Annotated in this window: 13 protein-coding genes, 1 tRNA gene and 2 pseudogenes; 5 read left to right on the top strand and 11 right to left on the bottom strand. The window is 54.4% G+C overall.

Annotated elements, in window-relative coordinates; genetic code table 11:
* Positions 1 to 189: 189 nt before the first annotated feature.
* Positions 190 to 840: a sce7726 family protein gene (locus tag AC0L7P_RS06440; RefSeq protein ID WP_473434963.1), complete on the top strand. Its 651-nt coding sequence runs from the start codon at positions 190 to 192 to the stop codon at positions 838 to 840.
* Here the strand turns inward: AC0L7P_RS06440 and AC0L7P_RS06435 are convergent.
* From AC0L7P_RS06435 to AC0L7P_RS06420, 4 genes are all read right to left on the bottom strand, one after another.
* The gene (locus AC0L7P_RS06435; protein WP_473434962.1) at positions 837 to 1,823 is read right to left on the bottom strand and encodes a beta family protein; all 987 of its coding nucleotides are present in this window, start codon (positions 1,821 to 1,823) and stop codon (positions 837 to 839) included. The genes AC0L7P_RS06440 and AC0L7P_RS06435 overlap by 4 nt on opposite strands.
* 234 nt (positions 1,824 to 2,057) lie before the next feature.
* On the bottom strand, positions 2,058 to 2,621 hold the full coding sequence (locus tag AC0L7P_RS06430; RefSeq protein ID WP_473434961.1) for an ImmA/IrrE family metallo-endopeptidase: 564 nt from the start codon (positions 2,619 to 2,621) through the stop codon (positions 2,058 to 2,060).
* A complete protein-coding gene (locus tag AC0L7P_RS06425; protein ID WP_473434960.1) occupies positions 2,621 to 3,259 on the bottom strand; it encodes a hypothetical protein in 639 nt (212 codons plus the stop codon). Before AC0L7P_RS06425 ends, AC0L7P_RS06430 begins: the two co-directional genes overlap by 1 nt.
* A gap of 292 nt (positions 3,260 to 3,551) precedes the next feature.
* Positions 3,552 to 3,953, bottom strand: coding sequence for a hypothetical protein (locus AC0L7P_RS06420; RefSeq protein ID WP_473434959.1), 402 nt, complete (start codon positions 3,951 to 3,953; stop codon positions 3,552 to 3,554).
* A gap of 86 nt (positions 3,954 to 4,039) precedes the next feature.
* Between AC0L7P_RS06420 and AC0L7P_RS06415 the strand changes: the two genes are divergently transcribed.
* Complete coding sequence (locus AC0L7P_RS06415; RefSeq protein ID WP_473435413.1) at positions 4,040 to 4,366, top strand: helix-turn-helix domain-containing protein; 327 nt, start codon at positions 4,040 to 4,042, stop codon at positions 4,364 to 4,366.
* Positions 4,367 to 4,386: 20 nt separating this feature from the next.
* On the opposite strand, the gene AC0L7P_RS06410 is transcribed toward AC0L7P_RS06415, so the two are convergent.
* Positions 4,387 to 5,358, bottom strand: a complete 972-nt coding sequence (locus tag AC0L7P_RS06410; RefSeq protein WP_473434958.1) for a site-specific integrase — start codon at positions 5,356 to 5,358, stop codon at positions 4,387 to 4,389.
* On the bottom strand, positions 5,351 to 6,424 hold the full coding sequence (locus AC0L7P_RS06405; protein ID WP_473434957.1) for a hypothetical protein: 1,074 nt from the start codon (positions 6,422 to 6,424) through the stop codon (positions 5,351 to 5,353). Before AC0L7P_RS06405 ends, AC0L7P_RS06410 begins: the two co-directional genes overlap by 8 nt.
* 881 nt (positions 6,425 to 7,305) lie before the next feature.
* Between AC0L7P_RS06405 and AC0L7P_RS06400 the strand changes: the two genes are divergently transcribed.
* Together AC0L7P_RS06400 and AC0L7P_RS06395 are read left to right on the top strand one after the other, a co-directional pair.
* Positions 7,306 to 7,536: a helix-turn-helix domain-containing protein gene (locus tag AC0L7P_RS06400; RefSeq protein WP_473434956.1), complete on the top strand. Its 231-nt coding sequence runs from the start codon at positions 7,306 to 7,308 to the stop codon at positions 7,534 to 7,536.
* Positions 7,529 to 8,836, top strand: a complete 1,308-nt coding sequence (locus AC0L7P_RS06395) for a reverse transcriptase domain-containing protein (RefSeq protein WP_473434955.1) — start codon at positions 7,529 to 7,531, stop codon at positions 8,834 to 8,836. The genes AC0L7P_RS06400 and AC0L7P_RS06395 overlap by 8 nt, the downstream gene beginning before the upstream one ends.
* A 7-nt stretch (positions 8,837 to 8,843) precedes the next feature.
* On the opposite strand, the gene AC0L7P_RS06390 is transcribed toward AC0L7P_RS06395, so the two are convergent.
* From AC0L7P_RS06390 to AC0L7P_RS06380, 3 genes and pseudogenes are all read right to left on the bottom strand, one after another.
* Positions 8,844 to 10,571, bottom strand: coding sequence for a DUF6538 domain-containing protein (locus tag AC0L7P_RS06390; protein ID WP_473434954.1), 1,728 nt, complete (start codon positions 10,569 to 10,571; stop codon positions 8,844 to 8,846).
* Between the two features lie 94 nt (positions 10,572 to 10,665).
* A tRNA-Ser gene (locus tag AC0L7P_RS06385) sits at positions 10,666 to 10,755 on the bottom strand.
* 239 nt (positions 10,756 to 10,994) lie between these two features.
* Positions 10,995 to 11,207, bottom strand: a pseudogene (locus AC0L7P_RS06380) (transposase); the annotation flags it as partial.
* Between the two features lie 97 nt (positions 11,208 to 11,304).
* Between AC0L7P_RS06380 and AC0L7P_RS06375 the strand changes: the two are divergent.
* Positions 11,305 to 11,586: a DUF6471 domain-containing protein gene (locus AC0L7P_RS06375; protein ID WP_473434953.1), complete on the top strand. Its 282-nt coding sequence runs from the start codon at positions 11,305 to 11,307 to the stop codon at positions 11,584 to 11,586.
* A 38-nt stretch (positions 11,587 to 11,624) separates the two neighbouring features.
* Here the strand turns inward: AC0L7P_RS06375 and AC0L7P_RS06370 are convergent.
* Together AC0L7P_RS06370 and AC0L7P_RS06365 are read right to left on the bottom strand one after the other, a co-directional pair.
* Positions 11,625 to 11,831, bottom strand: a pseudogene (locus AC0L7P_RS06370) (IS630 family transposase); the annotation flags it as partial.
* A 53-nt stretch (positions 11,832 to 11,884) separates the two neighbouring features.
* Positions 11,885 to 12,962 (bottom strand): IS3 family transposase gene (locus AC0L7P_RS06365; protein WP_473434952.1). Its coding sequence is split into 2 segments (ribosomal slippage): positions 11,885 to 12,707 and positions 12,706 to 12,962, totalling 1,080 coding nucleotides; the frame shifts between segments, so codons are not numbered across the junction.
* Positions 12,963 to 13,101 lie beyond the last annotated feature (139 nt).

Below are 13,101 nucleotides of genomic sequence, written 5' to 3'. Positions count from 1 at the left end.
GGCCGTTACGCTTGCCTTCCCGAACGGGGACCAGAATTCATGCTGGCGAAAAACGCTTGATCGTGTCTCCGGCGGTCACCCGTTAAAGCGCTTCGGCACATGTGGACGATCCATCAAGCATTGATCACAAATCATGTGTACTCTATTTGTTCTAGTGAAACTTACGCCAACTTAGTTCATAGAAGCGGTATGAAAGACCATCTCGATCATGAACAGCGCCAGTGCGCAACTGAAGTCCTCATTCGGACGGCTTTGGTACGCCACCTAGCTCCGCTCGCTAAACCACGGAAGAGTATTCTGGCCGTCGAAGCTGTTTACGGCTACGAAAACCGGAGAGCTGACCTGCTTCAACTGGACGATTTCTCTCACGCCTTTGAAATAAAATCGGACTATGACAACACATCAAGGTTGCCCGGTCAGCTTGCCGAATATTCGAGAACTTTCGATTTCGTATCTGTTGTAACTACGCCAAAGCTTTTGCCGGAAATAAGAATGATCGCGCCAAGAAAAGTTGGCCTGATGGTGTTCAGGGACGGAAAGGTCGTGCCCGTTCGAAAACCAGCCGTCAACAAACAACTCTCGAAGTTTCATTTGGCGGGTGGCACAACCAAAGCTCGGCTTCTTGATGTGCTGCCCAGCCATTTCAAGAACCGGGACGCCGCAGAGGTGCGAAGTGAGGCGGCGAGGGTTCTGACGAGCAAGGTTCTTAGAAATGTATTCCATTCTGAACTGATTTACCGATTTGCAGCAAGTTCAGAAATATTCTTCACGGAAACGGATGCGGAGATTTCCTCCGAAGATTTGCTGCTCCTGCGGCGCAGTTCTCGCCTGTTTGCCTAAGCCGGATCACATCCGAAGTACTTGAGCACCTGCGAGATGTGAATTTCCATTCGAACGGAAATCCAATGGGATGGCGAGTTGCTTCCCACTTTACTTCCCGCTGCCGAAACGATCTCACCGTCGCCCCAACTGTCAGAAACGGACTGATAGTAGGGCGCAAACGCCATGACCTTCTTCGCGACGGATTGATAATGGACGGAGTACGGGGCCAAGATGTTCTTGGTCTTCACCTCTCCCTTTACAACAACCTGTTTGGTCCCAACAACTTTTCGCTTCTCGCGGAAATAGTAGGTGTTCATGCCATTGTGCCGCGAAACAAAGTCAATCCTCGGCCGCCAACCCTGTGTGATGATGATTTCGTCGTTCCGAATAGGATTGATGGAACCGTAGTCTCCATAGCAAATCGCACTATGTGTCTTTTTGATTTCTTCATACAAGAACACCTCTTCGACCCGGAAGATGTCGTGCTCTTCGTCCCCTACGTCAGTAACAGACTTGGGAAAGGACGTGGCGAGGACAATTATCTCAACGCCCTGCAACTCCGCGTAGATCGAACTGATCACTTGGGCTGTGCGCTTCGCATGAACTAAGCCATTACCAGGGCGAACATACTCATGATCCAAGACCACAAAGAAACGTCCACCCTTGTTCATAAAGGCATCAATTTCAGGCTTGAGCGACACAAGGTCGAATAGAAACTCGTCATCCTCAGTAACCGCAACCCTATACGCTATTTCATTAAAAGCGCCAGAGAATGCAGAAAACTGGGACTTCAAGTGAGCAACATAAGCGGCCTCATCGTCCCCCTCCGCAGGGTTTACAATGAGTGTCGGCCTAAGGTTCAAGCCTTCTTTTTGACGCTCAATAACGAAGGATGTCCAGTTGCTGTAACCATTCGATGAACTTCCCAGTGCTTCAATCTCTGCACAGCTCAGGCTCGGTTCACGGGTGAGATCAAGAAAAAACCATTCACAGTCTTCCATTAGCTCCAAAGATGTTTGCCAGTTTCGCTCGAAACCATACATGCCGAAGGTTGACAGAAGCTGTTCGGCTGTAAGCGGTTTGCCAGCCTTGTCCTTGCCTGCATTTCTTTTTTCTTACCCCGAGAAAGCTCAACAATCGGCGTAACGGCTGTGCGTCGTTTTGCGCTCAGGTTCCGCCAAGCCCTTTTCTCGGCGTCAGCCGTCTTGAACAGAAGGAAATAGTTCTCGTCCAAATTATACACCATGACCTTTCATACCAAGGTTCTTAGCCCGATAACGAAGTGCCAAGGGGGACACACCGAAACGCTTGGCAAGCTCCGAAACATCACCTTGAGTGCGACGCACCTCCTCTCGAAAATGATCTTCCGGCATCAACATCGCCGCTGCAAAAGAGTTCGCTTGGTACTCCAAATGGTTACGCTCATCCGAGCGATGGAGAATTCGCTCTCCCTCGGCCAATCCGTTCAGATTTTCCCTGTGCAGTTGATAGTGAGCAAACTCATGCGCCATTGAAAACCTCTGTCTTGTTCGGCTGTGTTTTGAGTTCACGCCGATTTCGAAGTGGTTCGGTCTTGTTTCTTTGATGTAAGCATCAATTCCATCGGGAAGTGGCTTCTTTTTCAGTGCTAGGAACTCATTTCTCTCAATGAGCGTCTCAATATCCAGCTCAACCCCATCAATCAGGTCGTGTCGGATACAATATTGAATAACCCGCTCGGTCGTGTCGAGCGCGTCCACCTCAAGATCAGGCAACGCAGGTACGGGGCGAGCAATAGGGCGCTTCGGAGTTTTTCTCATTAGTAAATCTTCCCGTTTTCCTGATCAGCGTCATCACCCTCAAGGTATCGTTCAAATTCAGCTTGGAGCTGTTCAACATCTCCCCGTAGGCCTTCATATCCAGGCACCAACTTCTCATATACCTGCCTTTGCAGTTCTTCGGTTGCCTTGGCGTCTTCCTTCATCAATTGCTGTAGTGCGGCCTTTGCGGCCTCAAGGGAGATTTCTTCCAGAGCGTCTCGGATAATTGGGTCCGCGTCCTTCGTTCTAAAGAAGTACGGGATTTCTTTCTCGACCTCTTCAGAAATCGATTGTTTGTTGGAACTTCTAATCACCGTGAAGGCCAGCCACGAAACCAAAGCTTGTACAGCAACTAGCACTGCAATCAGTGTTGAATAGAACCCACTTACCGCAGCGAGATAAGTCTCTTCGTCCCAGCCCGTGCCATAAAAACAATAGGTAAAGCTGTCATAAAAACGTGTCTGCGGAACCTCCCGGCAAGCCGCATCAGACAAAAAGGAAAAATCAACAATGTGCGTCGCAAAAACGACAAGGATACCCACAAGAACAACGGCAGTCGAAACAGCTACTAACAAATAGCCCCAGAAAATGCCAACGGGCTTCGACGGTTTTCCTGCATTACTGGTGGGTTCGGTCATGCGGTTTGACTTCCGGTAGTTACTCGTTCTCACGAACTTGGGGCCGCATGCACCGAGGCGGCGGAACTTTCCAAGCCTCGCCAACTATAGGCTGCACGCAAAAAGTGTTCAATTGCAGTTAACTGCACGAGCCAAGCAATCGATGATATGCCTTGAATGTATGTGTTCATCGAATAGTTTTCATGGGCATCGCCGCAAAAATCCTACCATTTCCATGCGTTTTGGTGGCAGGAAACTGTCCCTGTCCCTGTCGCTGTCCGTCAACGGCCCCTGAATTCATGGTTGGTCTGCGTCACTCGCTAGGTTCGAGCCACGCGCTGAACGCCCATGCAGGGCGCTGATACCAGGGCGACCACGGGTCGGTTCGCGCACGCTCTATCGTGGCTTCCGGTGCCCCTCGTGCAACCATCCGTTCGATTTCTGTGTGGTCCGTGAACTCACGATAAATGATGCGACTGAAACGATCGCTCGCCTGCAAAACTATAACCTGGATCGGCGGCAACACGAGCCAGCAGTCATCGCTATATTCGATCTGATTTGCCAGCGCGAGCGCGTAGGTTGTTTCTATGGAACTGTAGGTCGCGCAAACGATCAATCTCCTGTCTGCGATATCTAACGGCTGGAGTTCTTGGGCCTTCGCAAGGCTTCCCCCACAGCCGAGGACGGCAATAACCAAGACTGCAAACTTTTTCACTTCTCATCCTTCCTGAACAATACGGGCTTAAATATGCCTCCATATTGTTCGTAGCACGTATTGTCGATCCAGAACAAAACGTTCCTATGGAAGTGTTCAGCAATAATTTGAGAAATCGTGCGGCTGGACTGGGCCTCTCGAACGCCGAGGTCGCCCGGCGGAGCGGCTTGAGCGAGCGGCGCTATGCACATTATGTCAGCGGGGATCGCGAACCCGACCTTGCGACCCTTGTGCGGATCGCAAGTGTGCTTGCGGCAACGCCAGACCAGTTGCTGGGGCTGGAGGATGCGCCGAAGCGTTCGCCGCATGACCTGCTGACCCAGCGCATTTTGTCCGCCGCTCAGGGCGTTTCGGAGGCCACGCTTGAGGTGGTCGCTGTCCAGATCGAGGCACTGGCCGGGAAGCAGATGTAGCCGCACTGACCCAGCCTTGGTCACAACAGTGCCCCCGCCGCATTCCCGTCAAACAGGCCCGCATCGCGCACGTAGCGCGATAGCATCAGGTCCGAGGCATGTCCGGTTTGCGCCCGGACCTTGTACGTCGGCACCCCGGCCTTGATCGCACTGGTGGCGAGACCTGCGCGGAGGCTGTGGCCGCTATAGCCATCGGCTGCGATCCCGGCCCCGCGAACCCGGTCCCGCAGGATCGTGGAAACGGCATCGCTGCGGATGCGTTCGGTCGAGATATTGCCGTGACGATCAACGGGGCGGAACAAGGGGCCGATGTCATCCGCCAGAACGCCACGCCACGCGGTCAGGGCCGCGACGGGGCAGTGGCGCGTACGGCCAAGGGGGATGCCGATTTTGCGGCCTTGGCCTGATTGATCGGTTTTGGAGCGCCGCAGGGTCAGGATAAGGCCCTCGCGCACCTCGTCGATGTCAGCACGATCAAGTCCGATCAGTTCCGAACAGCGAAAGCCCCCGGCCCAGCCGACCAGCAGCAAGGCGCGGTCGCGGTGGTCGCGTGGGGTGTTGCCCATCGCGTCAAGGATCAGAAACAGGTCTTCGCGCAGCAGGGGCTTGGCCTGATCCTGTGCGGTGCCTTTCACCCGCTTGATCCCCCGTATCGTCGCCCGCACGATCTCACTTTGGCAGGGGTTGGGCCATTCGTTCGCGGCGTGAACCTTGCTCAGGGTTGCAACTCGCCGCGCAAGGCTGGACGGGGCCAGATTGTCGGCATGGTCGGCCAGATAACGGGCGACCTGTTCCGGCGTGGCGGGCAGAGTGCCGCCCCATGCCGCGTAATGCGCGAGATCAGAGCGATAGGCCTTGCGGGTGTTGTCGGAAATGCTGGCGCGGATGAAGGTTTCCGCAGCCTCAGACAGGGCATCCGGCCCCGCAGGAGCGGCAGTTGTGGGCCGTGATAAGAAGTGAATATGCCGGGTTAGAACCAAATGATCAGTCATGGCGTTGGCCCTCCATGATCGCAATCCGGCAGGCGTTGAGTGCGGGGATCGCGTCTCGCATCAGTTTGAGCAGCGTATCCGCTTGGCCGGGGTCGATCCCCAGGCATTCCCGCTCCATCTGGGATCGTAGCTTTTGGCCCATCGGCCCATCCAGACGGTTGCGGAGCAGACCGCTTTCCACGCGAAACACCGCCTCACCCAACAGCCGCGTTCTGCCTGCGTATGGAAATGTGTCCCGCGCATACCGGGCAACATCGCTGTTGCCAGCCATCAAGCGGCGAATTGCGGCCTTGCCCTCGCGGGTGAACATATCCAGCGCCCAACCGGGTATGCCCTCGATTTCAACCTCGGCTGGCATCTGGGCATCAGGATTGGGCTGCCTCAGCCCGTTTTCTTGGGTCAGCAAGCCCACCAACAGCGGCAACATCGTGCGCGTGCGGGTCCAACCCTCGATCACCAGCCATGCAACGGAAGGCGGAACGCCTACGGCATCGGTCAGGCTTGCTGCTACTTTATGTAGGGGCAATTTGCAATTAACTGCAAACATCTCGGCTGCGACGCATCTAGTAGTGGTATCTTCACATCCCGCCACGACCCTCAGAAGATGGCGTTCGGACATCGCGGCCAGCTTCTGCGTCAATCCGGGGATCATGGGATGGTCGGTCAGCACACATAGCAGATCATCCGCAGCACGGTTTTTCGGGGACCGGGCAAGATCGGTCGCTAAGCCGATGGCAACACGAACGTCACCGCCAAACGCCCGCCGATAGGTTTTGCCGCGCAGTGCGATGGTGACTTGGCCAACCAGCGGCAGATTGGCCAGTCCGATGTCTTCAAAGGCGATGACGCCCAACCTGCGCCAGAACCGGGCGGGGTCGGTGGCCATCAGCGAGGATACCGCCCGTTGGGTGCATGAAACATCGCCCCTGCGGATCGCCTTTTGCAATAAGCTGGCGGCCATCCACGGCGACATCGGTGGCGGGGGTATCAGCCCCTTGATTGGCCAAGTTTGGGCACGTTCAACCAGCAGGGCTGCGAAGCGTTCGGGTGGTGAAATCGGTGGCATAAGCTCCTCCTTGAGCGGGAGCTGGAACGATGATGCCCTCGTTCGTCGTATCTTCTGGCGCAGTGCAGGGAAGAAAATTGCGGCAAAACGAACATAAATTCCGCACGAAATCCGCCGAAAAAATCGCCGGTTTATCATTCTGGAGTGTCAGGCCGAATTGCATCGGCTTCGGAATTTACGGGCGCGGTTGCTGTTTCCAGAAATGTCCCCATGCAGCCTGCGGTCTTCAACGGCTTCGGGCAGTAGCGTTATGCTTCTTTGTATCTGACCTTTGTGCTGGCCAGTGCGGCTTCCGAAGATCGAAACCATCGTACAGTGTCTCTGCCGTAAGAACCCAGGCGCATTTCCACATTTGCGCCTATGCTCCCCCACACCTCCCCCGCGGCAAATTTCAGAGCAGCCAATCCGATGATCGGGGTAAAACCGCAGAATAATGCAAGTTTTAGGGTTCCATTCTCCTCGGAACGTATTCTGGACCGGGGTTCGAGACACTTACATCCGATTTGTCTTTCAAACTGTCCCGAGGACAGCTTCGCCGGTACTTTGGATTGTTTCGTTTCCCATCGAGCAAATCTGCCTCACCAACCTATCTGGGTGTGATCACGACGTGGGCTCCACGGCCCCTAGATGCAAGCAATATCATAACTGTGCAAGACGTAGAATTGGCGCGAACCCTCAGGACTGCAATTCCAAAATGGCTCATCTGTGCAAATTAGGATTTTTCTCGTTTTCCTTCAACTACATGAAATACCGTCAATAAATCGACCTCATAGCGGTTTCTAAAGTTATGGGTGGTGCAAACCCTGTACCACCTTGATGTGCAGTCGGTTGCCTAACTGAGGCGTCGGCCACATGCTTAAGGCGAACACGGAGATCGTTACATGAACAACGTTGAACGCGCCTTGAACCAGCTATCTAACCCTCCCCTGCGCAAGACTGATTTCGTTTCAGTCGCTGAAGCAGCAGTAATCTTAAACAAATCCGTTCGCACCGTTCGATATTGGGAAAAGGCCGGGCTGATGCCTGCGAGAAAGCGTTTCGGGAAACAGCTAATGTACAAGCGGCAGGATGTCCTAGAGTTGGCGTCTGGTTGCGGGCAAACTGATGCTTGATGCCCCAGCCTCATCTGACGCCCTGTCTGTGCTTCAAAACGAAAAAGCATGGCGTCGAGCAATTCACCGGGACCGTGTTCGATACAACAAAAAACTCGGTGAGTTACACAAAGCGATTGCTGAGGACGATACGGCCATGGTGGTCGCGTCTCAAGATTGGTTGCTGACCTCCCCTAGCGCAAAGCGGGTACCCATTGCTCAGTTGCTGCAAGCTGGCAAAGACATAAACGTCTGGACCTATGATGATGTGAAAGCACTGGCCGAAACTGTCACGGTACATGAGGCAATGGATGAGCCGGTTCGCTTGTTTGCCAAAGAGAAAACCTCGAAAACAGGCTATAGGACGATTTTCGCATTTGGGGATCGGCATCGGGTCGCGCAGCGGTTGCTGGCGAATGTGATCCAAGCGCATACGACGAAGCAGAGCTTTCAGCTCTTCGATGCCGGGGTCCCCAAGGCCATAACGCGGGCTCTTTCCCTGATTAAAGCGGGCAACGTATGGCTCGCGCATCTGGATATCAAAGACTTCTACCCGTCCTTCACAATCAAAGGACTTTCGACCTTCGTACCGCTGCCGCAAACAGTGGTAGAAGCCGCCCTGACCGGGCGGAACATGGTGCTGAAGTGTGCATCGCTACCTGAGGGGCTACCCTCCCTACACTTCATCGAGGAAGCCCGCCGGGGCTTGCCACAAGGGGCGTCATCTTCGCCTGCAATCTCTCACCTGTGCGTATCACAGTTGGTGCTGGATGTCGCGACCCTTGAGCATCTTTTCAACTACGAAGACGATTTCTTGCTTGTGGCAAAATCAAAGGCCGAGCTGGAGTATCGGATCGCAGCTTTGAAGGATGCGGTTGGCAATCTCCCCGGCGGGCAATTCGAGCTATCGGTCAAGAGCGCCGCCCACGTAAATGATGGGGTCGAGTTTCTCGGACATCACCTCGTTATCCGTGACGAGGCACCAGTCGCAGAGCCGACCGAAGCGAACATGATGCGACTGTTCAAACGTCTCTACGAGATTGATGAACAGTTTGGCGTATACCATCACGCGGGAGGGCAAGTGTGTTCGGATGCAGTGTTGCAGAGTTGTGCAGATAAGTTCGCATTGTATAAAGGCTGGCGGGCCGCATTTCAGGCCTGTTGTCCTGAAACCGACACTTGGGCCAGCATCAAAGAAGTTCCTTCTCAGATTGTCGAACCTATCCTAGCCAACGGGCTGGAAAACGAAATTCTTCCGCCCCCGTCATCCAATACCAAAACGCAAGGGCGGAAATTCTATTACTACAAATGGTTCAGCTAATACAAGGTCACCAATCTGAACCTGGTATTGCTACCGGGTAGATGACCTTTTCAATCTCCTCTTTCAGCCGCGATATGGATGCCCCTTTGCCATAGCCCCAGTGCGCAGCATCATCCGCATGGCCGCAGAGCTGCATAGAGATGGCGTCGGTCACATTGGCATCATGCAGCGCGTCTACGAAGTTGTGGCGGAAGCTGTGAAACACCTGGAGAGGCGTTCTGAACCCCCACTTGTTGCCGAGATTATACCAAAATTTCGACCATGGCTGACTGTAGGTGCCATCGCTGCCGAGCTTCAAATCGGGAAACAAGCGTCCAGAGCCACGACCCACCACATAATCCAGAAAACCGAGGTCCAAGATGACCGAATGGATTGGTACCTTACGATAGCTGGACCCAGTCTTGATGTTCTTGATTTCCTCCTCCGGTTCGTCCTCCCACTTCGAGATGTCAAAATAGGTGATGCCGTCCTCGGTGCGGATGTCCGATTTCAGAAGCTGGATGATCTCACTCGACCGCATCCCGGCGTACAGCGCGATCACGGGCACCCAGTACCGCCCATCTTTCAAACGTAGGTCACCCGGCACACCGGAATGCGTGACGCTGCGGCGCCCCGTGTAGATCGGCGTCTTGAAAACCTTTTGGAGCTGATCTGCATCATACGGCAGCCTTTTGGGCTTCCCCTTAGGTGGTTTTTTGACCAGCAGCTTGATGTCTGCTCCCGGAACCTTCGCGATGTACTCTTCGGCAACCATCCACGCGACAAACCGTTTGAAGAAGTCGAACCGCTTCTTCTGGGTTTCATATCCCATCTTGGGCAGATGCTTACCTGCTTCGACGGCGGCATTGGGGTCGAGGTCGCGTGTTTCGGGCTTCTTTTGGTAATGTGCTGGGATATGCCCGATGATGTCGCGCAACTTCTTCATGTCAGCGATGTCTAGCAGGGAGGCAGGCTTATCAAAGTCGATCACAGCGCGTGCTAGGTCAAAGGACAGTCGCAGATCACCGATTGTTTTGGCTTTGATCCCCTGAGCAGTGAGAACCTCTTCATAAGACTTCGCCAATTCGTCCAGAGGTGGTGTCTGTGGAACCTTTGGCATAGCGGCCTGTGCATGTGCGACCACTTGTGCGGGGATCGTTCCGTCCAACTGCGACTCAACATCTGCGAACAATGGGTCTGCGATCCCAGTCTGCGAATAGTCACCGTTCAGTTTCGTGATCAACAGGCGGTCGGCCTCGATTTTTGCCCGCATAAGGCCTGCATGGGCTCGCTGTATCGCCTGATAGCGGCTTGTAAGCTGTTCTGGGGGGATAGACCCCACAAGAGCCTCAGCGTCCACTTGAACGTCGCTGGGGAAGTCTCTGATGGCGAGACGGCGGCGATGCTCCGAAAGGCGGGTCTCAAGTGTCGAAATGCAATCATCAACATCAACTTCTGCATCTGGCGCAAAGATGTCCGCGAACTCCTGCCCCCAATCAAGCGCATCGCGGAAATACTCCCGGATCGCCTGATCAATCGTTGCATCTTGCCCTTGAGCCATCCTCCGCGTCTCCTTCACCACGAGATCGACATGGTTGCTGAACACGCGACACCTCAGTTGTGCCAATGATCGCTCAGCAGTCCTTAATGAAATCTTAACCTCTTTTCGGCCCGCGACATCCCACAAATCCTGCGGAACGGAAGCGCGAAAATAGAAGGTTCGCCCGCGTGTAACCAGCCTTGGTATCGTGGCCATCCTTGCCCCTCTGTACCAGTGAACTGTACCAGGGCGCGGATTTCGGCCTTCCCAAAAATCGGTATCGTTTATTATCAGCGGGTTAGCCATGAAATGGCGGAGACGAAGGGATTCGAACCCTCGAGACCCTTCCGGGCCTACTCCCTTAGCAGGGGAGCGCCTTCGACCACTCGGCCACGTCTCCACCGACGCGTATAGCCAAGAAAACATAGAGGTTACAAGGCGAAAACCTCCAGTTTTGAAATTTTCCTGCTTGGGCAAAAAAACCCTCAAAATTGCACTCAGTGGCACAGAAGGGCACCGGATTTGGGAAACATTTGGTCAATTTCCCTTACAGGGAAAGCGCTTTGGACGTGGGTTGCCGGTGTCCGCAGCGACTATCACTGGCGATAGCTCGAAGCACTTTGAGTTGCGGGCTCATATGTATTGCTTTGCGCAGCCTTTGCACTTGTATACCTGACGTGTTTTCAGGTCATAGGCTTCACAGCAACCGCATTCTGGGCAGTATGGTGCGCCATCAGTATCAGCAAAGCGGATATTGCAGAAAGCATCGCGGGCTTCGTGGTGTGACATGCGCATGACCTTCACAAGCGAAAGTGTTTTGGCTGGGGGCGACAAGAGGAAGTGTTGGGACATGACACTCACCTTATTTGGTGACTTACTTATGGAAATGGACAGAACCCACGTCAACACCCATATTCACCCAATATGGTTATTCCAAAAAAGGTGATCCATGACTGCAATTGAAAAGGTGCAGCGACCTGCGCCACCGACGCCCGTTGCCCGCAAGGCAAGCCCTGTGAATGTCGAGTATGAGGACAAGGCCCGCGAAATGGTGCGTGACGCTATGCGCGCCAAAGGTGTGACTGTCGATCAACTCACGGCCCGATTGTCCGAGATAGGCGTAGATATGAGTTCCGGCGGCGTTGCCAACAAGATAAGCCGTGGTGGGTTCAGTTCTGCGTTTCTACTTCAATGCGTTGCGGCCATGGGCCTTGAAATAAAGGTGGAATAGTTATCCAACCATATTTGGTGAGCTTGATCCATAATGCCGGATTTGACCCATTTGTAGGGCTTTGGATTTTCGTTGTGGGCGTCAATGAATGTAGTGGTATCGGCCTCGAGTTCGGCCACCGAGCGATGCAAGCCGCGCTGTAATTGTTTGCGGGTCAACTCGGCGAACCAGCGTTCCACTTGGTTGATCCTTGACGCTGAGGTCGGCGTGAAGTGGACGCGCCAGTGGGGCCTGTGCTTCAGGAAAACGGCGCTCCTCAGGTAATCCTCCCGTTTTTAACGGGCCGAGGTCGTAGAACTTACGCAGCCATTTTCAGTTTCATTGCGGGTGTGATGCCGCCGATGCCCATGTTCGGTCGGTCATTGTTGTAAGTCCAGAGCCACTGTGTGGCAAAGTGTTGGGCCTCCTCGATGCTGTTGATGATGTATTGGTCCAGCCATTCGTGCCTGACCGTGCGATTGTAGCGCTCGATGTAGGCGTTCTGTTGCGGCTGAATGTGCGCGAGGGCGATGCCGTGTTTCTCAGCCCATTCCAGCAGCGCATGGCTGATGTATTCAGGGCCGTTATCCACGCGGATGGTCCTGGGCTTGCCGCGCCATTCGATGATGTTGTTGAGGCTCCGGATGACCCGCTCGGCGGGCAGGGAAAAGTCCACCTCAATGCCCAAGCCTTCCCGGTTGAAGTCATCTAGGACGTTCAGCAGCCTGAAGGCACGACCGTCAGCCAGTCGATCTGCCATGAAATCCATCGACCAAGTCACATTCGGCCTCTCCGGCACAGCCAGAGCGTCCGGCACCTCCCGCTTCAGCCTTTTGCGCGGCTTAATCCGCAGGTTCAGTTCCAAGGCACAGTAGATGCGATAGACACGTTTCTGATTCCACGGGTGCCCTTTGACATTGCGCAGATGCAGGAAACACAGCCCAAATCCCCACGTCTTGCGGGCGTCGGTCAGGCCGACCAGCAGGTCAGCGATCAGCTCGTTCTCGTCGCTGAGCAACGGGCTGTAGCGATAGCACGTCTCGCTCACCCCGAACGCCCGACAGGCGAGTGCGATGCTGACCCCTCGATGTTCCACGGCCTTGGCGGCCATCTCGCGACGCTGAGACGGCCGATCTACTTTTTCCAAGAGCTTCCTTCAGCAGATCGGCCTGCATGCTCAGGTCCGCAAACATGCGCTTCAATCGCCTGTTCTCGTCCTCCAGGCTCTTCATCTGGCTGATCATGGACGCATCCATACCGCCATACTTTGCCCGCCATTTGTAGAAGGACGCTGAGCTCATGCCGTGCTCGCGGCACAGCTCAGCCACCGGCACACCGCCCTCGGCCTGGCGTAGGATCGCAAGGATCTGGGGTTCGCTAAATCTCGTCATCTTCATCAGATTCTCCTCAGTCATCTTGCTGAGAAAATTCTACGTCCGCATCCCCTTAGTTTTGGGGAGGATTACCCTCATCGCTCAGAACCAATTGGTTCGCAACTCGACCTGCCATCGCACCATCTCCCGAATTTGGACAGGG

The organism is Oceaniglobus sp. K40-3, assembly GCF_055808395.1.
Note: the sequence above shows the minus strand (reverse complement) of the source record. Positions and strands in the feature narration are given on the sequence as shown.